The sequence below is a fragment of the Xanthobacter pseudotagetidis genome (assembly GCF_043194795.2).
In the GTDB taxonomy this organism is placed as follows: Bacteria; Pseudomonadota; Alphaproteobacteria; order Rhizobiales; family Xanthobacteraceae; genus Xanthobacter; species Xanthobacter tagetidis_A.
Genome location: NZ_CM195534.1, coordinates 2541579 through 2564419 on the forward strand (window position 1 = coordinate 2541579; position 22841 = coordinate 2564419).

A 22841-nucleotide genomic window follows, 5' to 3' on the forward strand; every position below is an offset into this window, starting at 1 on the left:
CGGATATTATATACATAATATAATTGTGAATAATGCAATTACACAATCATATCTCGATGCCACTCACGCCGCCACCACCTGGTGGTAGGCGAGGCCGCGGTCGATCAGGCCCATGTCGCGGCTGAAGGCGATCAGGCTCGCCACCGTCTCGGGCCGGATCGCCGTGTCGTAGTAGGGCAGGTCGCGCCGGATCAGGCCGGCGATCAGCGCCGCCTCGGCGGGCGGGAACAGGCGCTGGCCGATGGCGGTGGCGCGCCCGGGGTCCTCGATCAGCGCGAGCTGCGCCCGCCGGATCGCCCGCGTGACCTTTGCCGGCAGCTCGTGGTCGGCGGCGATCAGCCGGTCGGGCAGCGCCACCGAGGCGAAGGTGTAGCCGAAGCATCCCTTCGGCCCGTCGCCGCGGCGGATGTCGAGCACCACGTCGCCGAGGCCCTCGCGCACCGCCACCTCGGCGGCCATGCCGTTGGCCCAGAAGCCGTCCACCACGCCGTCCGCCAGCGCCTGCACCGCCGAGAGGCCGAAGTTCGGGCCCTTCACGGGGGATTTCGGCACCGGGCCGATGCGGATGCCGTCGCGCGCGGCGTCGAGGCCGGCGGCCGTCAGCAGGCGCTTCAGGCCCAGCTCCACCCACGGCGCGGCGCCGATGGAGCGGCCCTTCACCGCCTCGATCTCGCCGCGCCCCGCGCCGATCTCGCGCTTCAGCACCAGGAACCAGTACATCCCCTGCGCCTGGGCGCAGACCAGCTTCACGCCCTCGAAATTGGGATAGGCCGCGAGCGCCGGATGGGCCGAGGCGGCGACGATGTCGATCGCCCCGTCGCGCATCGCCTCGTAGGACTTGTTGGGCGGGAAGATCAGCTCCAGCGACACGTCGAGCCCCTCGTCGGCGAAGCAGCCGAGCTCGATGGCGGCAATCGCCGGGAAATAGGAGTTCGAGACCTTGTCCGGGATCGCGAGCTTCATTTTCTGCATGGGGCGTCCTCCGGGCTTCTTGTCATTGGGCGGCCTCGCGGGCCGCGGCATTGAGCACCGAGAGCGCGGCATCCACCATGCCCTGGTAGCCGGTGCAGCGGCACAGGTTGCCGGCGAGCGCGCGGCGCACGCTGGCCTCGTCCGCCGGGCGGCCGTCGAGCTCGCGCTGCAATTCGATCAGCGTCATCACCACGCCCGGCGTGCAGTAGCCGCATTGCAGGCCGTGACACGCGGACAGCGCCTCCTGGATCGGATGCAGCGTGCCGTCGGGCAGGGCGATGCCTTCGATGGTGGTCACGGCCTTGCCGCGCGCCTGCACGGCGAGCGTAAGGCAGGAGCGCACGCTCTCCCCGTCGAGCAGCACCGTGCAGGCGCCGCACACGCCGTGCTCGCACCCCATGTGGGTGCCGGTGAGATCGAGGGCGTGGCGCAGGAAGTCGCACAGATGCACGCGCGGCTCGACCTCGGCCTCGCGCGGCGTGCCGTTGACGGTGAGGGCGATGCGCACGGTCTCGCTCATGACGCCGGCCTCCGGGCGCGGGCGGCGGCACGGGCCAGCGCCCGCTCGGTGAGCACGCTGGCCAGGTGGCGCTTGTAGGCGGGCGGGGCGAAGGGCGCCTCGTCCGCCTCCAGCGCGCCCGCCGCCGCGCCGGCGGCACGGAAGGCTTCCGCATCGGCCCGGGCGCCGACGAGATCGGCCTCGATGCCCGCCAGGCGCACCGGCGCCTCGGCGAGGCCGCCGATGGCGACGGCGAGCCGCGCGAACGCGCCGTCCGCATCCAGCAGCGCGAGCGCGGCGACGCAGACGACGCAGAAGCTCTCGCCGCGCCGCGTCACTTCCTCGAAGGCATGGCCGTGGCCCTGGGGCCAGAGCCGGAGCTCGGCCCGTGTCAGCATCTCGTCGGGCGCGATCTGGGTCATGAGATAGCCTTCGGCCAGCTCCGCGATCGGGAACCGCCGCGCCCCGGCGGCGCTTTCGACGGTCAGCACCGCATCGAGCGCGCGCGCCGCCACGGGAATCTCGGCGGTGGGATCCATGTGGGCGATGCTGCCGCCGACCGTGCCGCGGTTGCGGGTCTGCTGGAAGCCCACGTGCTCCATGGCCTCGGCGAGCAGCGGGCAGGCCGCCCGCACCAGCGCCGAGCGCTCGGCCGCGCGCTGGCGCGTCATGGTGCCGATCACCAGAGCGTCGCCCTCGCGGCTTATGCCGGACAGCTCCGCCACGCCGTTGAGGTCGATGAGATTGGTGGGGCCGGCGAGGCGCAGGTTCATCATCGGCAGCAGCGACTGGCCGCCGGCCAGCACCCGCGCATCGTCCAGCGCCGCGAGCATGTCGAGCGTCTCGGCCTTGGTGGAGGGGGCATGATAGGCAAAGGGCGCGGGCTTCATCCTCGCGCCTCCGGATAAATCAGCGCGAACAGGCGCGACGGCGTCGCGGGCAAGTCGCGGATGGTGACGCCGAACGGCTTCAGCGCATCCTCCACCGCCGAGGCGATCACGGCGAGAGCGGCAATGGTGCCGCTCTCGCCTGCGCCCTTCACCCCCAGGGGGTTGAGAGGTGAGGGCGATTCCATGTGGTGCACCTCGATGCGCGGCGCCGTGTCGGCGGTGGCGAGCAGGTAGTCGGCATAGGTGCAGGTGAGCGGCTGGCCGTCCTCGCCATAGGCCATGAGCTCGTAGAGCGCGGTGCCGAGCCCGTGCACCACCCCGCCGATGATCTGCCCGTCCACCATCATGGGATTGATGAGGCGGCCGCAATCGTGGACCACCACGTAGCGCGCCACCGTGGCGATGCAGGTGGCCGGGTCCACCTCCACCTCGCAGACATGGGTGCCGTTGCAATAGGCCATGCCCTTCGGCTGGTAGTCCACCGCCGCCGAGAGGCCCGGCGGCGTTCCCGGCGGCAGGGCGAAGCCGGGCAGGCCGGCGAGCGCGGAGGCGACCTCGCCCAGGGTGCGGCCCCGTCCCGGAACGCCCTTCACGTGGACGCGACCGGCGGAAAGCTCCAGGTCCTGCGGGTCCGCCTCCAGCCATTGCGAGGCGACCTTCAGGACCTTCGCGCGCACCTCGCCCGCCGCCTGGTGCGCGGCATTGCCGGCGGTGACCGCCTGGCGGCTCGCGAAGGCGCCGAGGCCGAGCGGGCTCGCGGCGGTGTCGCCGGCGATCACGCTCACCTCGTCCGGGCGGATGCCGAGGCCGTCGGCCACCAACTGGGCGAGCATGGTGACGGTGCCCTGGCCCTGCGCCGCCGCGCCGGTCGTCACCACCACCTTGCCGGACGGGCCGATGCGCACCGACGCGCTCTCGAACGGCCCGCGCCCGGAGCCCTCCACATAGTTCGACAGGCCGATGCCGATGAAGCGCCCCTCGGCGCGGGCGGCGGCGCGGCGCGCCTCGAAGTCCTCCCAGCCGGCATGGGCGAGCGCGCGCGCCATGCATTGCGGATAGTCGCCGCTGTCATAGACCATGGAGCCGCCGTCGCGGGTCTTCAGCCCGCTGTCGTAGGGCATCTGCGCGGGCTGGATCAGGTTGCGGCGGCGGATCTCGGCGCGGTCGAGGCCGAGCTTTTCCGCGAGGCGGTCGAGCAGGCGCTCCATCACGAACGTGCCCTGCGGCCTTCCGGCCCCGCGCGTGGGGGTGGACGGGACCAGGTTGGTGAGGCTCAAAAGGATGTCGAGCCGGTAGTTCGGCAGCACGTAGGGGCCGATGAGGTTGGTGGCGGAATTGTAGGGCAGGGCGACGCCATAGGGCGTGTAGGCGCCGTGGTCGTGCACCAGCATGCCGCGGATGCCGAGCAGCCGCCCGTCGCCGTCGCAGGCGGCCTCCACGCGCCAATACTGGTCGCGCTCCTGCACCGTGGACATGAAGTTCTCGAACCGGTCCTCGATCCACTTCACCGGCGCGCCGGTGAGCATGGCCGCCGCCGCGACCGCCAGCTCCTCCGGGTGGAACACGAATTTCGGCCCGAAGCCGCCGCCCACGTCCGGGGCCACGACCCGCACCTGGTGCTCGGCGAGGCCGAGCGTGCGCACCAGGACGCGCTTGGCCTGGTGCGGCATCTGGGTGGAATCCCAGACCGTCAGCAGGTCCTCGCCGGCATCGTACCGGGCGACGAGGCCGCGCGGCTCGATGGAATGGCCGCCGCCCTTGTGGATGTGGAAGTCCTCGGCGATCGCGTGCGCGGCGCCGGCGAAGGCGCCGTCCACGTCGCCATAGGCGGCGCTCATGCGCGCCACCAGATTGTCGGGGCAGTCGAGCCGCGCCTGCGGCGCGCCGTCCTTGAGCCCGTCGCGCGGGTCGACGATGGCGGGCAGGGGATCGAAATCGGCCATGATCAGGCCGAGCGCGTCCTCCGCCACGTGGCGGCTCTCGGCGACGACGAGGGCGACCGGCTCGCCCACGTGGCAGACCTCGTCGCGTGCCAGCACGAAGGGGTCCACGTCGAAGCGGATGGCGCCGGAGGGCATGGCGAGCGGGATGCGGTCGCAGGTGAGGAGCGGCCGCAGGTCGGCGTAGGTCAGCACCCGCACCACGCCCGGCAGCGCCTCGGCCGCCGCCGCGTCGATGGCGCCGAGGCGGGCATGGGCATGGGGGCTGCGCAGGAAGGCCGCGTGCAGCATCCCCGGAAGGTGGATGTCGTCGACGAAGCGGCCCTTGCCGCGCAGGAGCGCGTCGTCCTCCAGGCGCCGCACCGGGCGCCCGAACCACGTCTCCTGCTGCTGCGCGGCGTTCATGGGGCTCAGGCTCCCGCCATGACCTTGCCGACGCCGGACTTCAGCGCGTGCTCCAGGCGCTCGTCGGGCGGGGTGATCTCGGTGACGAGGTCCCTCAGGTGCGCCTTGTTGCCGAGCGGCTCCAGCACCATCTCGCGCGGCTCGAGTCGCGCGGTGCAGGCATAATCGACCTTGCCGTCGATGATGATCATGCACTCCTTGCAGGTGTTGGCGTTGATGCAGGCGTGCCGCACCGACAGCGTCTCGTCGAGGTTGGCGCGCACGAAGCGCAGCCCGTCCAGCACCGACTGGCCGGGGGTGTAGGGAACCTCGTAGGACGAGGTCTGCGCCTCCTCGCCGGCATTGCCGCGGCGGACGATCAAAGTGGCGGTCTCACGCATCAGGCGACCTCGCGGATGGTTCGGCCCTCGACGGGCGTGCGGCCGAGGACGATGTCGTCGCCTGCGAGCGTCACCGTGTGGTGCAGCACGAAGGCTCCGTCCATGGCGGGGAAATCGTCGCGCTGGTGGGCGCCGCGGCTCTCCTTGCGGGCGATGGCGCAGCGCGTCACCACCTCGGCTACCTGCAGCATGGTGCGAAGATCGAACCAGTCGAGCCGCGCCATGTTGTAGGGTCCGGGCGCGCCGGGCGGCACCGGTCCGAGGCGCGCCTTGAGGCCGGCGATGGCGGCCAGCGCCCGATTGAGGCTCTCCTCGGTGCGGAACGGGCCCACATCGGCGGCCATGACGGCCTGAAGCTGGGCTATGAGGCCGGCGAAGTTCTCGCCCCCGTCCGGCCCCGCGGCGGCGGCGAGCTCCAGCGCGCCCGCCGGCACCGGCGCGTCGGCGTTGCCGGCGGCCTTCGCGAATAGCGCGGCGGAATGGCCGGCGGTGCGGCCGAACACGAAGGCTTCCGTGATGGCGTTGCCGGACAGGCGGTTGGCGCCGTTCGAGCCGCCGTTCGCCTCGCCGCAGGAGAACAGGCCGGGCACGCCGGTGCGCATGGCGGTGTCCACCTTCACGCCGCCCATGTGGTAGTGGGCGATGGGCGCCACCTCGACCGGCATCTGCGTGAGGTCGATGCCGTTGGCGGCGAGCTTGTCGATCACCGGCCCGAACGAGGCGCGCAGCTCCGCCTCGGGGATGTGCTGGAACGAGAGGTAGGCGCCGCCCGCCGGCGAGCCGCGCCCGGCCTTCACCTCCGAGAGGATGGCGAAGGTGGCGCGGTCGCGCGTGACGTTGTAGGTGCCGGCCTCCTCGTTGCCGTAGTCGTTGACGAACTCCCGCATCTCGGCGTTCAGCAGCCGGCCGCCGAGCTTGTAGCGGAACGGGTCCCACATGATCGGGTCCATGCCCACGAGGCGCGGGGCGAGGTGGCCGATGGGGAAGAACTGCACGAACTCCATGTCGGTGAGCGTCGCGCCGGCGCGCAGCGCCAGCGCGTAGCCGTCGCCGCCCATGTTGGCGGAGGCGCTGTTGCGCTGGTAGAGCCGGGTCAGGCCGCCGGTGGCGATCACCACCGCCTTGGCCGCCACCGCGACCGGACGCCCGTCCGCCAGCGAGAAGCCCACGGCGCCGGTGGCGACGCCGTCGGTGAGGAGGATGTCGGTGATGTAGAGGTCGCCGACGCGAGTCACCTCCTTCTGCCGCACCACGCGGGTGCGCAGGGTCTTGGCCACCGCCGGACCGGTGGAGAGGAAGTCCACATAGACGCAGCGCGGCCGGTCATGGCCCGGGGCGTGGGCCTGGCGGATGGAGCCGTCGTCGTTGCGCGCCCAGCCCACCTTCCACTCGTCGAGCTGGAGGATGTCGCGCGGGCCTTCCTCGCACACGAGCTGCGAGAGCGGCACGTCGCACAGGTCGCGCCCGGCGGCGAGCGTGTCGGCGAGATGAAACTCGGCACTGTCCGGCGTCTGTGAGCCGAGCGCCACCGCCACCGTCATCTGCGCCATGATGGTGGCGCCGGAGCGGCTGATGAGGCTGCGGTCGGCGAGGATGACGCTGGCGCCGTCCTTGGCCGCCTCCAGCGCCGCCATCATGCCGGCGGCGCCGGAGCCGATCACCAGCACGTCGGTTTTCAGTTCAACCACGTCCTTTGCCACTGTCGCGCCTTTCTCAATGGGTCGGCCGGGCGTTGCCGTCAGACCGTGGCCGCCGAGCGGGCCGCCTGGTTGTAGTATCCGGACACCGCGCGCAGCACCTCGCCCACCTCGGAGAGGATCTCCTCGGAAGGGCCGGACGAGCGCAGCGGCTTCACCAGCAATTGCTCGCGGATGGCGGCGTAGCGGGCGCAGGCGTCGAGGCCGGCCTGGGTCGCCTCCACCACCTTCTCCTTGCCCGCGCGCCGCGTCGTCACGAGGCCCGCCCCCTCCAGCTTCTTCAGCGCGTAGGTGGCGACGTGGGTCTCCTCGATGTCGAGGATGAGCGCCACGTCCGCGACCGACTTCGGCCGGTCGCGGTGGCGCACGATATGAAGGATCAGCACCTCCAGCGGCGACAGGTTCGGCACCCCCGCCGCCGCCATGCAGCGCACGATCCAGCGCTCGAAGGCGTGCACCGCCAGGATCAGGCCGAACTCGGTCTCCGACAGCGCCGGGGAGCCGCCGGCGGCAAGGTGCGCCGACGAGACGATGGGCTCGTAGATGGCCGCGCCGGCCGGCCTGCGCCTCGATCCTCTCATGAGCCAGTCTCCTGCCGCATCGGGGGCGCGGTCCGGCTCCGCTTCCTGATCGATCAATGTCGCCGCCTTCTGCCTAATTACGGAGCCGTACCGTAATTACCGTTTAGTTTGAATAACTTAAATGTGCGCGCCGCGGGATGGCAAGGGCTTGGTGCCGATTTTCCATCCAATTTGCAGACTTTTTATCTGCAAATTCTCAGTGTCAGACACGACTATGCAGGCGCCGTGCCAGACTCAGCGCTCCACGAACGCCTTCTCGATCACATAGTGGCCGGGATTGGCGTTGCTGCCTTCCGCGAGGCCCTGGGCCTTCAGCCACTCGGTCATGTCGGCGAGCATGGCGGGGCTGCCGCACAGCATGAAGCGGTCGCCCGCTGCATCGATCTTGGGCAGGCCGAGGGCATCCGGCAGGCGGCCGGCGGCGAAGGCATCGGTGATGCGGCCTTGGTTGGCGAACGGCTCGCGCGTCACCATCGGATGATAGATGAGCTGGTCGCGCACCATCTCGCCCAGGAGCTCGTCGCCGGGCAGCTGCTCCAGGATCAGCTCCTGGTAGGCGAGCTCGGATTTGAAGCGGCAGCCGTGGATCAGCACCACCTTCTCGAACCGCTCATAGGTGGAGGGGTCGCGGATCACGCTCAGGAACGGGGCGAGGCCGGTGCCCGTGCCGAGCAGATAGAGCCGCGCGCCCGGCAGCAGGGCGTCGTGCACTAAGGTCCCTGTGGGCTTGCGGCCCACCAGGATCGCGTCGCCTTCCTTCAGGTGCTGGAGCCGGGAGGTGAGGGGGCCGTCCTGCACCTTGATGGAGAAGAACTCCAGCTGGTCGTCATAGGTGGAGCTGGCGATGGAATAGGCGCGCAGCAAGGGGCGCCCCTCCAGCGACAGCCCGATCATGGTGAACTGGCCGCTGGCGAAGCGGAACGCCGGATCGCGCGTGGTGACGAAGCTGAACAGGGTGTCGGTCCAGTGGCGGACGGACAGCACCGTCTCGGTGTTGAAGTTGCTCATGGGTCCCGGTCTGGAAGGTTTTGTTGTTTGGCGATTGCAGGGGAAAAGGGACCGGCGGAGGTCGCTGCGCCGGTCCGAAGGCGCTCAGAGCGCGGCCAACTCGTACTCGCGGTCGATCGAACTGGCGTGCAGGCGATGGTCGAAGCCGTAGATGTGCAGCGAGATCGCCTCCTCGTCGCCGAGGTTCGTCATCTGATGCAGGTTCGGCCCCGTGGGCAGCATGCAGGCCACATAGCCGGGTCCGCGCGCGGTGGTGGACTTCAGCACCGCCCGCTTGGCGTCGATGGCCTCGAAGCGGCTCTCGCCCACCGTGCCCTTCAGCACCGCGAAGCAGCACGAGCAGTGGTGGTCGTGGATCGAGGTGCGCGCGCCGACGCTCCACACCATGGCCCAGACGCTGATGTCGTCGTCGCCATAAACCAGGTTGCGGGCGTAGCCGCCGGGGGTGCGCTTGAGCGCGAGGCCGTCGAGCAGGCCCGGCCGCGCGGCGAGGGCTTCCAGGGTGAGGCGGGCCGCCTCCAGATAGTCCTCGGCCGTGGCGCGGCTGGCGAGCCCGAGGCGGGAAAGCAATGCGGTATCGTTCGTGTCGTTCAGAGCGTTCATGTCTCACCCATTCGCGCGGCAATGAGCAAAGGCTAGTGTGTGCAGTGCGAAATGGGGTTGCGAATTTCGCGGCAATCGGCGCTTGATGCGAAATCTTTTTCTACTTATTCCAATTCATGGGGAATGAACTTTCTATCGTCCCGTTGAAGTGGAGGATGCCTTGGCGCGCATGCCGCACGTGAGTCTCGACGCCATCGACCTCAGGCTGCTCAAGCTGCTTCAGCACGACGCGGAGCTGCCGCTGGCCGAGCTCGCCGACCAGGTCGGCCTGTCGCCGACGCCGTGCTGGCGGCGCATCCAGAAGCTGGAGAAGGCGGGCATCATCCGTCGGCGCGTGGCGCTGCTCGACCGCAAGCTTCTGAATGCCGGCGTCACGGTGTTCATCGCCGTGCGCACCGCCAAGCATTCCGCCGAGTGGCTGGCGGCGTTCGCCGAGGCGGTGCGCGACATTCCCGAGATCGTCGACTTCTATCGCATGAGCGGCGAGATCGACTATCTGCTGAAGGCGCTGGTGCCGGACATCGCCGCCTATGACGCGCTCTACAAGAAGCTGATCTCCCAGATCGAGCTCTCGGACGTCACCTCCATGTTCGCCATGGAGGAGCTGAAATCCACCACCGAGATCCCGCTCGACTTCGCCGGCGCCTGACCGGGCGGTGCGGGCCGCTGCCGAAGCGGGCGCGGGGGCGCGGCGAAAAAGGCGCCGCCGGCGCGATGGCGCGACCGGCGGCGCTGGAGGTGGAGGGTCACGCCATCCGCCGCCAGGGTGGCGGCGGCGCGGGTGCCACGCATCCCCCAAACGAAGGACGCCAGCCGATCGTCTCGCGTCGGGCATGGCGTCGGCAGCCGGAAAACGGCCCTCGGACGGGAAGACAGCCGAAGGTTGACGGCAGCCGCCTGCCGGACATGCTTACCAAGTCGTCAACGTATTGATTCGCTTGGAGCTTGCCCCGGTGAAGCCGCCCATCCACCGCGCCCGTTCGCGCCCGCTGATGCTCGCCTCCGGCGAGATGCGGGCACCGGCGGTGGCGCGGCCGCTGGTGGTGGTCCCGGCAGGCCACCGGCAGCCGGTGGCCTGGACCGCGCACGAGCAATCGTCGGCGGGAAAGTTCGCCGCGGCTTGGGGGACGATCGGCGGGTTGACGGTGGTCGCCCTGCTCACCCACTGCACGCATCCGGTCATGGCGGTCTGGCTGTGGCTGCTCGGGCCCTGACGGCCGGCCTTCACTTTTCCAGTGCCAGCGCCAGATCATCCAGCGCCGCGTCCGGCGCGGCGCGCGGCCAGTCGGCCATCTGGTGGCGGAAGAAGGTGTCCTGCCGCTTGGCATAGCGGCGCGTGTCGGCCTGGCCTTCGGCGGCGGCCTCATCAAGGCCGATCTTGCCCACAAGGTGCCGCATCAGCGCCGGCACGCCGTGGGCCTTGAGCACCGGGCGCGCCGGATCGAGCCGGCGCGCGGCAAGGGCTTCCACCTCGGCGAGCGCACCCTGGTCCAGCATCGCGCGGAAGCGCGCGTCGATGCGCCGGCGCAGCGCCTCGCGTTCGGCCACCAGCACCAGCCGCACGCAGTCTTCCGGCGCCAGGAACGGCGGCTGGAGGTCCGCCTGCCAGCGGGAGAGGGGGCGGCCGGTGGCCTCCAGCACCTCCAGCGCCCGCAGCACCCGCTGGCGGTCGTTCACGTTGAGTCGCGCGCCGGTCTCGGGGTCGAGCGCGAGCAGGCGGCCGTGGACGGCGGCATTCGCCGCGTCCTGCGCCCAGGCGCGCACGCGCTCGCGCACCGCCGCCGGGATCGGCGGCACCGCCGCCAGTCCCCGCGTGAGGGCGCGGAAATAGAGCCCGGTCCCGCCCACCAGGATCGGCGTGCGCCCGTCCGCGCGGGCTGCCGTGATGGCGGCCTTGGCATCCTCGGTCCAGCGGCCCACCGAATAGTCGGTGTCGGCGTCCACATGGCCGTAGAGCAGGTGCGGCGCGCGCGCCAGGTCGGCGACCGATGGACGCGCCGTGATGATCGAGAGATCGCGGTAGACCTGCATGGAATCGGCGTTCAGGACCACGCCGCGGCCGGCTTCGCCCAGGCGCTCGGCGAGCGCCAGCGCCAGCGCCGACTTGCCGCTGGCCGTCGGACCTGCGATGAGCACCACCTTCGGCGCCTTCTGCCGCCTCACCTTTTGACGCTCCGGTTGTTCCATGGCCCTGGTCGCGACGCTCATCTCCAATCCTGCCGCCCCCGCTTTCACCCACGAGGCGGAGCAGATCGCCCGCTCCGTTCTGCCCGAGGCGGAGGATGCCGTCACCCTCTGGCCGGAGGTGGCGGCCGACATTCCCTTCCTGCCGCCGCTCGGCGCCGATCCCGCCCCGTTCGAGGAGAAGCTGCGGGAGGCGCTCGCCGGTCACGCCCTCGACGTGGTGGTGCAGGGACGCACCGGCCGGCGCAAGCGGCTGTTCCTCGCCGACATGGATTCCACCATGATCGGCCAGGAGTGCATCGACGAGCTCGCCGATTTCGTCGGCCTCAAGGCGCATGTGGCGGCCATCACCGAGCGCGCCATGCGCGGCGAGATCGCCTTCGAGCCGGCGCTGCGCGAGCGCGTGGCGCTGCTGCGCGGCCTGGAGGCGAAGGTGGTGGACGAGGTGCTGGCCCACCGCATCCGCCTCACCCCCGGCGGCCCGGAGCTGGTGGCCACCATGAAGGCCAACGGGGCCTATGCGGCGCTGGTCTCCGGCGGCTTCACGCTGTTCACCGGCGAGATCGCGGCCCGCATCGGCTTCGACGAGCACCGCGCCAACGAGCTGCTGCTGGAGGCGGGGCGCCTCCTCGGCGCGGTGGCCGAGCCGATCCTCGGCCGCGAGGCGAAGCTCGCGACCCTCGTCGAGCTGCGCGACCGGCTGCACCTCGCCCCCTCCGAGACCATGGCCGTGGGCGACGGCGCGAACGACCTCGCCATGCTGGGGGAGGCGGGGCTCGGCGTCGCCTACCACGCCAAGCCGGCGGTGGCGGCGGCGGCGCGGGCACGCGTGAACCACGGCGACCTGACGGCGCTGCTGTTCATGCAGGGCTACCACCGCGACGAGATCGTCGGGGCGTAGGCTTCAGAGCGAGAAGCTGGTGCCGCAGCCGCAGGAGGACGCCGCCTGCGGGTTCTCCACCCGGAACGAGGCGCCGATCAGGTCGTCGACGAAGTCGAGCCGGGAGCCGGCGAGATAATCCAGCGAGACCTTGTCCACCAGCACCGTGGCGCCGTCCTTCTCGATCACCAGGTCGTCGGGCGCCTTCTCGCGCGTCACGTCGAACCGGTACTGGAAGCCCGAGCAGCCGCCGCCTTCCACGCTCACGCGCAAGACGCTCCCCGGCGCCTCGTCCGCAAGAATCTCTGCAATGCGCTGCGCCGCGCTCTCGGTGACGGCGAAGGGCAGGCTCTCGGAGTGCGTCTGGGTGTCCATGGCATCGACTTTACGGGTTGAAGCTGGCATTGCGCCATAGGTAAGAGCGCAGGGCGCCGAATTCAAAGGGGGAGGACCATGGCGGTTTCCGGCGCGCGGCCCATGGCGGCCTATGCGAGCGACGCCACAGGATCGCGCGGGCGCCTGTTTCCGGAAGCGGACATGCCGCCGCGCAGCGCCTTCCGGCGCGACTGCGACCGCATCATCCATTCCACCGCCTTCCGCCGTCTGAAGCACAAGACCCAGGTGTTCGTGTTCAACGAGGGCGACCATTTCCGCACCCGCCTCACCCATACCTTGGAGGTGGTGCAGGTGGCGCGCTCCATCGCCCGGGCGCTAGGGCTCGACGAGGACCTCGCCGAGGCGCTGGCGCTCGCCCACGACCTCGGCCACCCGCCCTTCGCCCATGCGGGCGAACGCGCGCTCGACGCCTGCATGGCGGGGCAGGGGGGCTTCGACCACAACGCCCAGTCGCTGCGCGTCGTCACCCGCATCGAGCGCCGCTACGCCGACTTCGACGGCCTCAACCTCACCTGGGAGACGCTGGAGGGCATCGCCAAGCACAACGGCCCGCTCACCGACCGCGAGGGCCGCGGCATCGGCCGCTATGCCGCCGGCCTGCCGCACGCCATCCGCGCCCATTCCGGCCTGCAGGACCTCGAATTGTGGAGCCATGCCGGCCCGGAGGCGCAGGTGGCGGCGCTGGCCGACGACATCGCCTATGACGTCCACGACCTGGACGACGGCCTGCGCGCGCGCCTTTTCGCCATCGACGACCTGAAGGACCTGCCGCTGGTGGGCGCGGCGCTCGCCGAGGTGCGCGCGCGCTATCCCGATCTCGACGTGCCGCGCACCGTCAACGAGGTGATGCGCCGCCTCATCACCCGCCTGATCGAGGACGTGGTGGCGGAGACCTCCCGCCGGGTCGATGCCTCCGGCGTCGCCTCGGCCGGCGAGGTGCGGGCGCTGGGCCGGCCGCTGGTGGGCTTCTCCGATGCCGTTCGGGACCAGGAGAAGGCCATCAAGGGCTACCTGTTCCCGCACATGTACCGGCACGAGCGCGTGGTGCGCATCATGGCCGACGCGCAGGGGGTCGTCCGCGACCTGTTCGCCCATTTCACGGCCCAGCCGTGGGATATGCCGCCCTCCTGGCAGGAGGACCTCGATTTCTCCGACACCGCCCGCCTGACCCGCCGCGTGGCCGACTACATCGCCGGCATGACCGACCGCTACGCCCTCGACCAGCACGCCCGCTTCTTTGACTTGACGCCGGACTTGCGTTAGGCGCCCGGCGACCAACCCGATCGGACACCACCCCAATGAACGTCTACGCGATCTTCGCCGATCACGTGCGCGAAGCCGTCGCCGCCCTCGTCGCCGAGGGGCAGATCTCCGGCAATCCGGACCTCTCCCGCGTGGTGGTTGAGCCGCCGCGCGACGCCACCCACGGCGACCTCGCCACCAACGCCGCCCTGGTGCTGGCGAAGGAGGCGGGCGCGAAGCCGCGCGATCTCGCCGAGCGCATCGCCGGGCGCCTCAAGGCGCTGCCGTTCGTCGCCCGGGTGGACGTGGCCGGGCCCGGCTTCATCAACATCGCGCTCGAGGCCGGCTTCTGGCCGAAGGTGCTGATCGCGGTGCTGGGAGAGGGGCTCGACTTCGGCCGCTCCACGCTCGGCGGCGGCGAGAAGGTGAACGTCGAGTATGTCTCCGCCAATCCCACCGGCCCCATGCATGTGGGCCACTGCCGGGGCGCGGTGTTCGGCGACGCCATGGCGCGCCTGCTCGCCTTCGCCGGCTTCGCGGTGACGAAGGAATACTACATCAACGACGCCGGTGCGCAGGTGGATGTGCTCGGCCGCTCGGCATACCTGCGCTACCGCGAGGCGGTGACGGGCCAGCCGGCGGACATTCCGGACGGGCTCTATCCCGGCGACTATCTGGTGCCGGTCGGCCGGCTGCTCGCCGAGATGCACGGCGCCGCCTTCATGGAGGCGCCCGAGAGCGAGTGGCTGCCGACCTTCCGCTCCTTCGCCATCGGCCAGATGATGGAGATGATCCGCGCCGACCTCATCGCGCTCGGCATCGAGTTCGACGTGTTCTCCTCCGAGCGGGCGCTGTCGCAGGGTCCGGTGGACAAGGTGGGCGCGACCATCGAGGCGCTCAGGGCCACGGGCGAGGTCTATGAGGGCCGCCTGCCGCCGCCCAAGGGCGCGCCGATCGAGGACTGGGAGGACCGGGAGCAGACCCTGTTCCGCTCCACCGACTTCGGCGACGACGTGGACCGGCCGCTGAAGAAGTCGGACGGCAGCTACACCTATTTTGCCGGCGACATCGCCTACCACAAGGACAAGGTGGAGCGCGGCTTCCTGAAGATGATCGACGTCTGGGGCGCCGATCACGGCGGCTACGTCAAGCGCATGCAGGCGGCGGTGAAGGCCGTGTCCGGCGGCAAGGCCAGTCTTGACGTGGAGCTGATCCAGCTGGTGCGGCTGTTCCGCAATGGCGAGCCGGTGCGCATGTCGAAGCGCGCGGGCTCGTTCGTCACCCTGCGCGAGGTGGTGGACGAGGTGAAGCGCGACGCGGTGCGCTTCATGATGCTGTTCCGCAAGAACGACGCGCCGCTGGATTTCGACCTCGCCAAGGTGATCGAGCAGTCGCGCGAGAATCCGGTCTTCTATGTCCAGTATGCCCATGCCCGCGCCAAGTCGATCCTGCGCAATGCACTGGAGTCGTTCCCGGACCTGCCGCAGGAGGCCGCGGCCTTCGCGGCGGCGCCGCTCGAACGGCTTGACGACGAAGGCGAGACCACGCTTCTGAAGCGCCTCGCGGGCTGGCCGCGTCTGGTCGAGCAGGCCGCCACCGCGCGCGAGCCGCACCGCATCGCTTTCTATTTGCACGAGGTGGCGAGCGATTTCCACGGCCAGTGGAACCGGGGAAAAGACCTGCCATATTTACGCTTCATTATGGAGAATGATCGACAGTTGACCTTGGCTCGCTTGGCCTTGGTCCACGGCGTGGCCACGGTGCTCGCCTCAGGTCTCAGGGTTCTGGGGGTGGAGGCCGTCGACGAGATGAAGTGACCTCTCGTCCCTTGGCCCGGATCGCCGGCTCTGCCGGCAACCGAGCCGCCGGGCGGGGCGGACAACAGCACATCGAGGCGACATGGTCGAGGAAAGCAGGTTCCGCTACCGGCGTGATGACGGCATGGCCGGCGGAGCATCCGTTTCAGACGCGCGCTACGCGCGGACGGCGGCTCCGCGCGCGCCGGACGTGCGCGGCGGCGACCGCGCCGATGCGGTCTCGCGGAGCGCGGCGGCGGGCGGGGGCTTCACGAGCCGACTCGATTCAGGCCGCGGCGGTGCGCCCGTCGCCTATGGGCAGAGATATTCCCGCGCCCCCGAGCCGGCGCGCGATGCGGACCGCCCCGGCGAGAGCAAGGATTCGCTGGCGGAGCTCGCGCGGCTCATCGGCGACCAGGACCCGTTCGCGGAATTCTCCGACCTGGAGCGCAAGGCCACCAACGCGCCCGCCTCCGAGGACGATTATGACGACGACTACGATCGTCGCGACGATTACGATGACGACCGCTACGATGACGACCGCGCGGACGACGACGCCGGCTGGGATGATCGTGCCGTTCCGGCGCGCGCCTCGGCGCCCGCGGCCTCGGCGCCCGCGGCATCTGCGGTCCGCGACGATGGCTATGGGCGCGCGGACGGCTACGATAGCGCTCCTGCGCGCGCTCGCGCCCCGGCGTCAGCCTATGGCCGTCCGGCTGACCGTGCGTCCAGCGACCGCGTGCCGGTGGCGTCCGAATATGACGACGACGGCTATGACGACGAGGACGAAGACGCCTATGCGCCCCCCGCGCCGGTAGCCGCGCGCCCGGCCCAACTGCCGGCGCCGCGCGCGGGCGCCGCCGGCTATTCCGATCCGGCCGACGCGCGGCGCGCTTCGGCCGCGCCGGCGTCTGCGGCCGTGCGTACCGGCTACGGGTCGCTTGCCCGGCAGGCGGCGCCGCCCGGCCCGTCCGCGGCATCGTCCTATGACGATGGCTACGAGGACGACGACGACTATTACGACCGCGGCCAGGGCTACGACGCCGAGGATGACGACGAGGCCTACGCGCCGCCGCGTGCCGCCGCATCCTCCCGCGCCCAAGATGCCCGAGCCCAGGATCTCCGGGCCTATGACAGCCGCCCGGCCGCCCGCGTCGCGGCGCTTCCGGCACCGGCCTCCGTCGGCGGCCGCGCCGATGGCAGGCGCACGGCCGAGGCGCCGGCCTATGGGGTGAGGGGCCAGTCGGCTCCGGCGCCCGCCCGCGCGCCCGCGCGGCCGGCGCCGCAGGCCGCGGCCTACGACGACGATTATGACGACGGCTACGACGACGAGACCGATGACGACGGCTACGGCGCGCGGCAGGGCGATTCTCGGGCCTATAACCGCGGTGTCGCCTCGGGCCAGCGGGCGCGCGGCGGTGAGGCGGCCTACGCCTATTCCGCGGAGCGGCGTGACGACGGCTACGACGATTACGACGATGCCTACGATCCCCAGTTCGGGGAAGCCGGCTACATGCCGCCCCACGGCGAGGACATCTACGAGACCGAGCCGCGCCGCAAGAAGGGCCGCATGGCCCTGCTCATGGTGGCGAGCGTGCTCGGGCTGCTCGTGGCCGGAGCGGCGGCCTTCTTCGCCTATCGCATGGCGGTGGGCGAGGCGACCTTCGGCTCCGGAACGCCGTCGGTGATCCGGGCCGACAACGCGCCGGTCAAGACCGTGACGCCCCCGTCCACCGATTCCCAGGGCAAGCTCATCACCGAGCGGCTTGGCGCCAACGGCAGCCCGAACGAGCGCCTCGTGACCCGCGAGGAGACCCCGGTCGAGGTGACCGCGGCCACCCGCGCCGGCACCAACGGCACGCCCCAGGGCGAGCCGAAGCGCGTGAAGACCTATGCGGTGCGCCCCGACGGCTCGATGGCGACTCCGTCCGCCGGCGCGGCGCCCTCGGATGCCTCGCTGACTGCCTTCGCGCCGACCCAGGCCCCCCTCACCACCGGTATTCCGGGCGCTACGGCGCCGGCCCAGACCGCGGCCGTCACGCCGCCGGTGGCCGGCAGCGGCAGCTATGTGGTGCAGGTGGCCTCCCAGCGCTCCGAGGCGGATGCCCAGGGCTCCTGGAAGGCGCTCCAGGCGAAATATCCGAGCCTGCTCGGCAACTACACCGCGCAGGTGCGCAAGGCCGATCTCGGCGAGCGCGGCGTGTTCTACCGCGCCCAGGTCGGCCCCTTCGCCTCGCGCGACCAGGCCAACGAGCTGTGCCAGGCGCTGCGCGGCCAGGGCGGCGACTGCATCGTCAACAAGAACTGACGGCAGCCTCGCAGGCTGTGATCTGATCCAAGACGAAGGGGCGCCCAAGCGGGCGCCCCTTCGTGCGTCTGCGGCACTCCCCGCGAGGGCTCAGGCCGACTTCAGGCGGGTTCCGGTGCGCCCGGCGAGGTCCTGGACGAACTGGAACGCGGTGCGGCCCGAGCGCGCGCCGCGCGTGGTGGCCCATTCCAGCGCCTCGCGGCGCCATTGCTCCTCCTCCACCGGCAGGCCGTGGTGGGCCACGTAGGCGGCGACCATGGCGAGATATTCGTCCTGGCTGCACTTGTGGAAGCCGAGCCACAGGCCGAAGCGGTCCGAGAGCGAGACCTTCTCCTCCACCGCCTCGCCGGGATTGATCGCGGTCGAGCGCTCGTTCTCCATCATGTCGCGCGGCAGCAGGTGCCGGCGGTTGGAGGTGGCGTAGAAGATGACATTGTCGGGCCGCCCCTCGATCCCGCCCTCCAGCACCGCCTTGAGCGACTTGTAGGAGGTGTCGTCGGCATCGAACGAGAGGTCGTCGCAGAAGACGATGAAGCGGTGCTTCGAGGCGCGCGCGAGGCTCATCAGCGCCGGCAGGGTCTCGATGTCCTCGCGGTGGATCTCCACCAGCTTCAGGCGGGCGCCGGAGGGATCGTTCACCAGCCGGTTGGTGGCGGCGTGGGCGGCCTTCACCAGCGAGCTCTTGCCCATGCCACGCGCGCCCCAGAGCAGCGCGTTGTTGGCCGGCAGCCCGCGCGCGAAGCGCAGCGTGTTCTCCATCAGCTGGTCCCGCACCCGGTCGATGCCCTGCAGCAGGTCCATCTCCACGCGGTTGACGCGGGGCACGGGATCGAACCGGCCGGGGCCGGTCTGCCACACGAAGGCATCGGCGGCCTCGAAATCCGGCGCCGGCACGCGCGGCGGCGCGATGCGCTCCAGCGCATCGGCGATGCGGGCGATCAGGGTCAGGGTATCGTCGGCGGAAGTGTCTTTCGGGCTCGTCATCTGGTCCTCCCCGCGCGGGGATAGGGCGCGGGCGGCGCCGCCGCAAGCGGAACGGCGGGAAGGGCGCGGGCGGAGCCATGCAGGAAGCGCATGGCGGAAAAAACGGAAGGGATGCGGAAAGTCTGCCTTAACTTTTCCCCACCCATCTGAGAGAGCTGGGATCGGACGGGGACGGCCGCGGGGCCGGGCAGGGCGAGATGCGCCTGCTGCGCGGGTCCGCGTGCGAGTGACGACACGCGCCGAACGGTTTGCTTCCGGAGACGCTTATGCCTGCCAATCAGCCGCCCCGCCGCCGCGCCGCTCTGGTGGTGATCGCCCTTGCCCTCGCGGCATCTCCCGCGCTGGCGCAGACCAAGAGCGAGTCGAAGCGCACCGAGAACAAGGACGGCTCCACCTCCCTCGACTTCTCCAACGAGGTCGCGGACCTCGGCACCAAGGTGGGCGTGGCGGTGACGGAGCCGGCCGCGTCATCCATCGCCGATCCCGTCGCCGGCCAGGAGGCGCTCTCCGGCTCGGCCTATGCCAAGGTGGCGGTGAAGACGCTTCCCGACTGGATGTTCTGGCAGAAGGGCGCCGTCGACCTGACCGTCAATCCGGCGGACGAGACCAGCAAGATCTCGACCAGCTTTTCCCGGTCCGTGGGCGTGGGCGGCGGCATCACCGCGACGCTGAAGGACAGCTATTCCTTCGAGCGCGCCGCGGCGAGCGAGACCTGGGAGACCGACAAGTCCGTGAGCGTGAAGCTGGAGGACACCAGGACCACGCTCTCCGTGGGGGCGAAGACCGGCCAGGATCAGGCCGGGTGGCTCCCGTCCCTCAGCGCGCAGCAGGAGATCGCCAGCGGCTTCAACGTGACGACCAAAGTCTCCGACACCGGCTCGGAGATCGACAAGAGCGTCACGGCCGGCTTCAAGCACCGCTGGTGACGCGGCGTCCCGGCGTTTGGCTCATCCCCAGATCAGGGAGATGAAGAAGCGCGCCGCGATGGCCAGGAAGAACAGGCCGATGCCGATCTCCAGCTTGCGGTGCGGCAGCCGGTGCGCGATGCGGGCGCCCATGGGCGCGAACACCATGCTCAGCGGCGCCATGCAGACGAAGCCGATCAGGGAGACGTAGCCGAGCGACAGCGGCGGCAGGTCGGACAGGTGCGGCCATCCCGCCACCGCGTAGCCGATGACGCCCGGTATGGGGATGATCATGCCGATGCCGGCGGAGGTCGCCACCGCCGCGTGGATCGGCACCCCGTAGAGCAGCAGGATATTGGTGGCGACGCCGCCGCCCGAAATGCCCACCAGGGAGGCCGCGAGGCCGAGGAAATAGCCGATGGTCCGCAGCGCTCCCTTGCCCGGCAGCCCGTCGGCGATGCGGATGTCGTCGCGCCCCATGATGGCCTTGATGCCCAGCACGCCGATCAGGCCGACGAAGACCGCCTTGAGCACCCAGCCGTTCACCACGGCGGCGATGGCGGTGCCGGTCAGCATCCCCGCGATCGCCGGCAGGCGCCACGTGGCCAGAACCCCGGGCAGGACGGCGCCGCGCGCGGCGTGGGCGCGATAGGACATGTAGGACGTGGGGATGATGACCGCGAGCGAGGTGCCGATGCACAGCTGCATGCGCAGGCTCTCATCCACGCCCACCGCCCGGAACACCTCGTAGAGCACGGGCACCATCACGCCGCCTCCACCCACCCCGAACATGCCCGCGAGCAGACCGGTGAGCACGCCACCGGCCAGAAGGGCCAGGCAGAGGAATGCGATCTCGTTCCAGGGCATGGAGTCTCGGCGGGCAAGGGGGAAGCCTCGCCCCTGTGCCCGCAATGGCCAAGCCTGTCCAGCGCAATTCCCGCAACCCTGCCGTCAATTGGGCGCGTGGCTCGGCCGCGGCCTCAGGCGGCGGCCGCGTCGGCGCGGCGCTTCACCTCGTCCACCGCCGCGCGCAGCACCGCGAGGCCGGCGCCGGGACGGATCGCCTCGGTGGCGAGCCGGCGCCGGTAGAGGCGCGAGCCGCGCCGTCCGCCGAACAGGCCCAACATGTGGCGGGTGATGTCGGCGAGCCGTCCGCCCGCCTCCAGATGGGCGGCGATATAGGGCTCGAACGCCTCCACGGCGGCGAAGGCATCCGCGTGGGGCGGGGCGGCGCCGAACAGCTCGGGATCGACGGCGAGCAGGATCTCGGGGTCCTGGTAGGCGGCGCGGCCGAGCATCATGCCGTCGAGCGGGCCGAGCTCGGCCCGGCCCTGGGCAAGCGAGGCGATGCCGCCGTTGAGGATGATCGGCACCTGCGGCAGCCGCTCCTTCAGACGCCGGGCGCGGCCGTAGTCGAGCGGCGGCACGTCGCGGTTCTCGCGCGGCGAGAGGCCCTTCAGCCAGGCCTTGCGGGCGTGGACGATCAGGGCATCGGCGCCCGCCGCCACCACCCTGTCCGCGAGGGCGTCGAGCGCCTGTTCCGGGTCCTGCTCGTCGACGCCGATGCGGCACTTGACCGTGACCGGGATCGCGACGGATGCCTTCATCGCCGCCACGCAGTCGGCCACGAGGTCGGGCTCGCGCATCAGGCAGGCGCCGAAATTGCCGCCCTGCACCCGGTCCGAGGGGCAGCCCACGTTGAGGTTGATCTCGTCATAGCCGAAATCGGCGCAGATGCGCGCCGCCTCGGCGAGCGCGGCGGGGTCGCTGCCGCCGAGCTGGAGAGCGACGGGATGCTCCTGCGCCGAGAAGCCGAGCAGGCGCCGGCGGTCGCCGTGGATCACCGCGGGCGCCGTGACCATTTCCGTATAGAGCCGCGCCCGGCGCGACAGCGTGCGATGGAAGGCGCGGCAATGACGATCCGTCCAGTCCATCATAGGCGCCACGGCAAATCTATGTGATTGATTTAGCTGCATTTTTTCAGTACATTCAGATCGTTAGGTCCCGTCGTGTGCACTCATTTTTGCGACGTCATACGACGATTTTTCCGGCTTTTCGACACCTCAGTGCACACGGAGCGCACACGCGTGGCTACCTTTAGCAGATTAAAGTCAGGTTCGTGGCGTGCTCAGGTCCGACGTAAAGGAAAGTACGTCAATGAGACATTCGTCCGCCGTAAGGACGCCGAGGAATGGGCACTGGACATCGAGCGAAGAATTGATCGTCAGGAGCCTGCAACTTCGCGAGCCCGAGAGGCCAAACTTTTTGGCGATCTCATCGCTCTTCACCGCCAAGACCTTGAAGAGGTCAGCAAGAAAATCGGGCGGTCGAAGGACGCGAGTCTAAAATTCCTTGACGAGAGGCTCGGACATCTCCGTTTGGGAGAACTCGATCGCGAGCGTCTCATCAAGTTCGGAAAAGAGCGCGCGCAAGAGGGCGCGGGTTCCGTGACGGTTGGCATCGATTTGGGATACATCAAGACGATTCTCTCACATGCCGCAGCGGTACATGGCGTGACCGTTTCGATCGAACCAATCAATCTCGCGCGTATTGCTCTCGGACGCCTTGGTCTTGTCGGCAAGGGCAACGAGCGCGACCGTCGCCCAACACAAAAGGAGCTCGATCTCATCATCGCGAGTCTCGCAGCCAATGACCGGCAACAAATCCCCGTTGACCGGATCATTAGATTTGCCGTCGCAACGGCAATGCGGCAGGACGAAATTGCGCGCGTCGAGTGGCGTGACTTTGATCCCGAAAGCAAGATGCTTCTCATTCGAGATCGCAAGGACCCTCGGAAGAAGAAAGGCAACGATCAACGCATCCCGCTGCTGGACGTGTCGGGATATGACGCGTGCGAGATCATTGAAGAACAAGGACGCTTTTCAAATATTCGCGAAGGTAGAATTTTTCCGTACAACGGACGTTCGGTCGGCACGGCGTTTCGCCGTCAATGCAAAGACCTCAAGATCGAAGATCTTCATTTCCATGATCTTCGTCATGAAGGTACGAGCCGCCTCTTTGAAGCCGGTTTCTCAATCGAACAGGTCGCACTTGTTACCGGCCACAAGGACTGGAAGATGCTCCGGCGCTATACGCACCTGAAGCCAGAGACATTGCATTTGAAGAAAGCATCACAGGCTGCTTAGTTCGAACGTTGCCCTCCGAAGGTGG

22 protein-coding genes are annotated in these 22841 nt (G+C 69.8%); 8 read left to right on the plus strand and 14 right to left on the minus strand.

What is annotated here, in order from left to right; genetic code table 11:
* Positions 1–63: 63 nt before the first annotated feature.
* The 9 genes from V5F67_RS11585 to V5F67_RS11625 form a co-directional block, all read right to left on the minus strand.
* A complete protein-coding gene (locus tag V5F67_RS11585) occupies positions 64–972 on the minus strand; it encodes an ABC transporter substrate-binding protein (protein ID WP_394017687.1) in 909 nt (302 codons plus the stop codon).
* Between the two features lie 22 nt (positions 973–994).
* On the minus strand, positions 995–1492 hold the full coding sequence (locus V5F67_RS11590) for a (2Fe-2S)-binding protein (RefSeq protein ID WP_394017686.1): 498 nt from the start codon (positions 1490–1492) through the stop codon (positions 995–997).
* Positions 1489–2361, minus strand: coding sequence for an FAD binding domain-containing protein (locus V5F67_RS11595; RefSeq protein ID WP_394017685.1), 873 nt, complete (start codon positions 2359–2361; stop codon positions 1489–1491). Before V5F67_RS11595 ends, V5F67_RS11590 begins: the two co-directional genes overlap by 4 nt.
* Complete coding sequence (locus tag V5F67_RS11600; RefSeq protein WP_394017684.1) at positions 2358–4706, minus strand: xanthine dehydrogenase family protein molybdopterin-binding subunit; 2349 nt, start codon at positions 4704–4706, stop codon at positions 2358–2360. Before V5F67_RS11600 ends, V5F67_RS11595 begins: the two co-directional genes overlap by 4 nt.
* Positions 4707–4711: 5 nt before the next feature.
* Positions 4712–5086 carry a 2Fe-2S iron-sulfur cluster-binding protein gene (locus tag V5F67_RS11605; RefSeq protein WP_394017683.1) on the minus strand — a complete coding sequence of 125 codons (375 nt, stop codon included), beginning with the start codon at positions 5084–5086 and terminating at the stop codon, positions 4712–4714.
* Entirely contained in the window at positions 5086–6774 is a 1689-nt protein-coding gene (locus V5F67_RS11610; protein ID WP_394017682.1) for an FAD-binding protein, read from the minus strand. Before V5F67_RS11610 ends, V5F67_RS11605 begins: the two co-directional genes overlap by 1 nt.
* 50 nt (positions 6775–6824) lie before the next feature.
* On the minus strand, positions 6825–7364 hold the full coding sequence (locus tag V5F67_RS11615) for a winged helix DNA-binding protein (protein ID WP_394017681.1): 540 nt from the start codon (positions 7362–7364) through the stop codon (positions 6825–6827).
* Between the two features lie 234 nt (positions 7365–7598).
* The gene (locus V5F67_RS11620) at positions 7599–8372 is read right to left on the minus strand and encodes a ferredoxin--NADP reductase (RefSeq protein WP_394017680.1); all 774 of its coding nucleotides are present in this window, start codon (positions 8370–8372) and stop codon (positions 7599–7601) included.
* An 84-nt stretch (positions 8373–8456) separates the two neighbouring features.
* Positions 8457–8975 carry a cysteine dioxygenase gene (locus V5F67_RS11625; protein WP_394017679.1) on the minus strand — a complete coding sequence of 173 codons (519 nt, stop codon included), beginning with the start codon at positions 8973–8975 and terminating at the stop codon, positions 8457–8459.
* A gap of 169 nt (positions 8976–9144) precedes the next feature.
* Between V5F67_RS11625 and V5F67_RS11630 the strand changes: the two genes are divergently transcribed.
* Together V5F67_RS11630 and V5F67_RS11635 are read left to right on the plus strand one after the other, a co-directional pair.
* Complete coding sequence (locus tag V5F67_RS11630) at positions 9145–9624, plus strand: Lrp/AsnC family transcriptional regulator (RefSeq protein WP_394017678.1); 480 nt, start codon at positions 9145–9147, stop codon at positions 9622–9624.
* Between the two features lie 304 nt (positions 9625–9928).
* Positions 9929–10189, plus strand: coding sequence for a hypothetical protein (locus tag V5F67_RS11635; protein WP_394017677.1), 261 nt, complete (start codon positions 9929–9931; stop codon positions 10187–10189).
* Positions 10190–10199: 10 nt separating this feature from the next.
* Here the strand turns inward: V5F67_RS11635 and miaA are convergent, their stop codons facing one another.
* Positions 10200–11162, minus strand: a complete 963-nt coding sequence (gene miaA / locus V5F67_RS11640; RefSeq protein WP_394017824.1) for a tRNA (adenosine(37)-N6)-dimethylallyltransferase MiaA — start codon at positions 11160–11162, stop codon at positions 10200–10202.
* On the opposite strand from miaA, the gene serB reads away from it, so the two are divergent.
* Positions 11161–12060, plus strand: coding sequence for a phosphoserine phosphatase SerB (gene serB, locus V5F67_RS11645; RefSeq protein ID WP_394017676.1), 900 nt, complete (start codon positions 11161–11163; stop codon positions 12058–12060). The genes miaA and serB overlap by 2 nt on opposite strands.
* Before the next feature lie 3 nt (positions 12061–12063).
* Here serB and erpA read toward each other — a convergent pair whose 3' ends face one another.
* Positions 12064–12414 (minus strand): iron-sulfur cluster insertion protein ErpA, encoded by a 351-nt coding sequence (gene erpA, locus V5F67_RS11650; protein ID WP_394017675.1) that lies wholly within the window; start codon positions 12412–12414, stop codon positions 12064–12066.
* Positions 12415–12492: 78 nt separating this feature from the next.
* Between erpA and V5F67_RS11655 the strand changes: the two genes are divergently transcribed.
* The 3 genes from V5F67_RS11655 to V5F67_RS11665 all read left to right on the plus strand — a co-directional run bounded on the left by V5F67_RS11655 (position 12493) and on the right by V5F67_RS11665 (position 17781).
* On the plus strand, positions 12493–13698 hold the full coding sequence (locus tag V5F67_RS11655) for a deoxyguanosinetriphosphate triphosphohydrolase (protein ID WP_394017674.1): 1206 nt from the start codon (positions 12493–12495) through the stop codon (positions 13696–13698).
* A 35-nt stretch (positions 13699–13733) separates the two neighbouring features.
* Positions 13734–15494 (plus strand): arginine--tRNA ligase, encoded by a 1761-nt coding sequence (gene argS / locus V5F67_RS11660; RefSeq protein WP_394017673.1) that lies wholly within the window; start codon positions 13734–13736, stop codon positions 15492–15494.
* A gap of 82 nt (positions 15495–15576) precedes the next feature.
* Complete coding sequence (locus tag V5F67_RS11665) at positions 15577–17781, plus strand: SPOR domain-containing protein (RefSeq protein WP_394017672.1); 2205 nt, start codon at positions 15577–15579, stop codon at positions 17779–17781.
* A gap of 90 nt (positions 17782–17871) precedes the next feature.
* Here the strand turns inward: V5F67_RS11665 and V5F67_RS11670 are convergent, their stop codons facing one another.
* Complete coding sequence (locus V5F67_RS11670) at positions 17872–18765, minus strand: ATP-binding protein (protein ID WP_394017671.1); 894 nt, start codon at positions 18763–18765, stop codon at positions 17872–17874.
* 266 nt (positions 18766–19031) lie between these two features.
* Here V5F67_RS11670 and V5F67_RS11675 point away from each other — a divergent pair, with 266 nt between their 5' ends.
* Complete coding sequence (locus tag V5F67_RS11675) at positions 19032–19691, plus strand: hypothetical protein (protein WP_394017670.1); 660 nt, start codon at positions 19032–19034, stop codon at positions 19689–19691.
* 21 nt (positions 19692–19712) lie between these two features.
* Here V5F67_RS11675 and V5F67_RS11680 read toward each other — a convergent pair whose 3' ends face one another.
* Positions 19713–20537, minus strand: coding sequence for a sulfite exporter TauE/SafE family protein (locus V5F67_RS11680; RefSeq protein ID WP_394017669.1), 825 nt, complete (start codon positions 20535–20537; stop codon positions 19713–19715).
* A 113-nt stretch (positions 20538–20650) separates the two neighbouring features.
* A complete protein-coding gene (gene dusA / locus V5F67_RS11685) occupies positions 20651–21646 on the minus strand; it encodes a tRNA dihydrouridine(20/20a) synthase DusA (protein ID WP_394017668.1) in 996 nt (331 codons plus the stop codon).
* 111 nt (positions 21647–21757) lie between these two features.
* Here dusA and V5F67_RS11690 point away from each other — a divergent pair, with 111 nt between their 5' ends.
* A complete protein-coding gene (locus V5F67_RS11690) occupies positions 21758–22816 on the plus strand; it encodes a site-specific integrase (protein WP_394017667.1) in 1059 nt (352 codons plus the stop codon).
* Positions 22817–22841 lie beyond the last annotated feature (25 nt).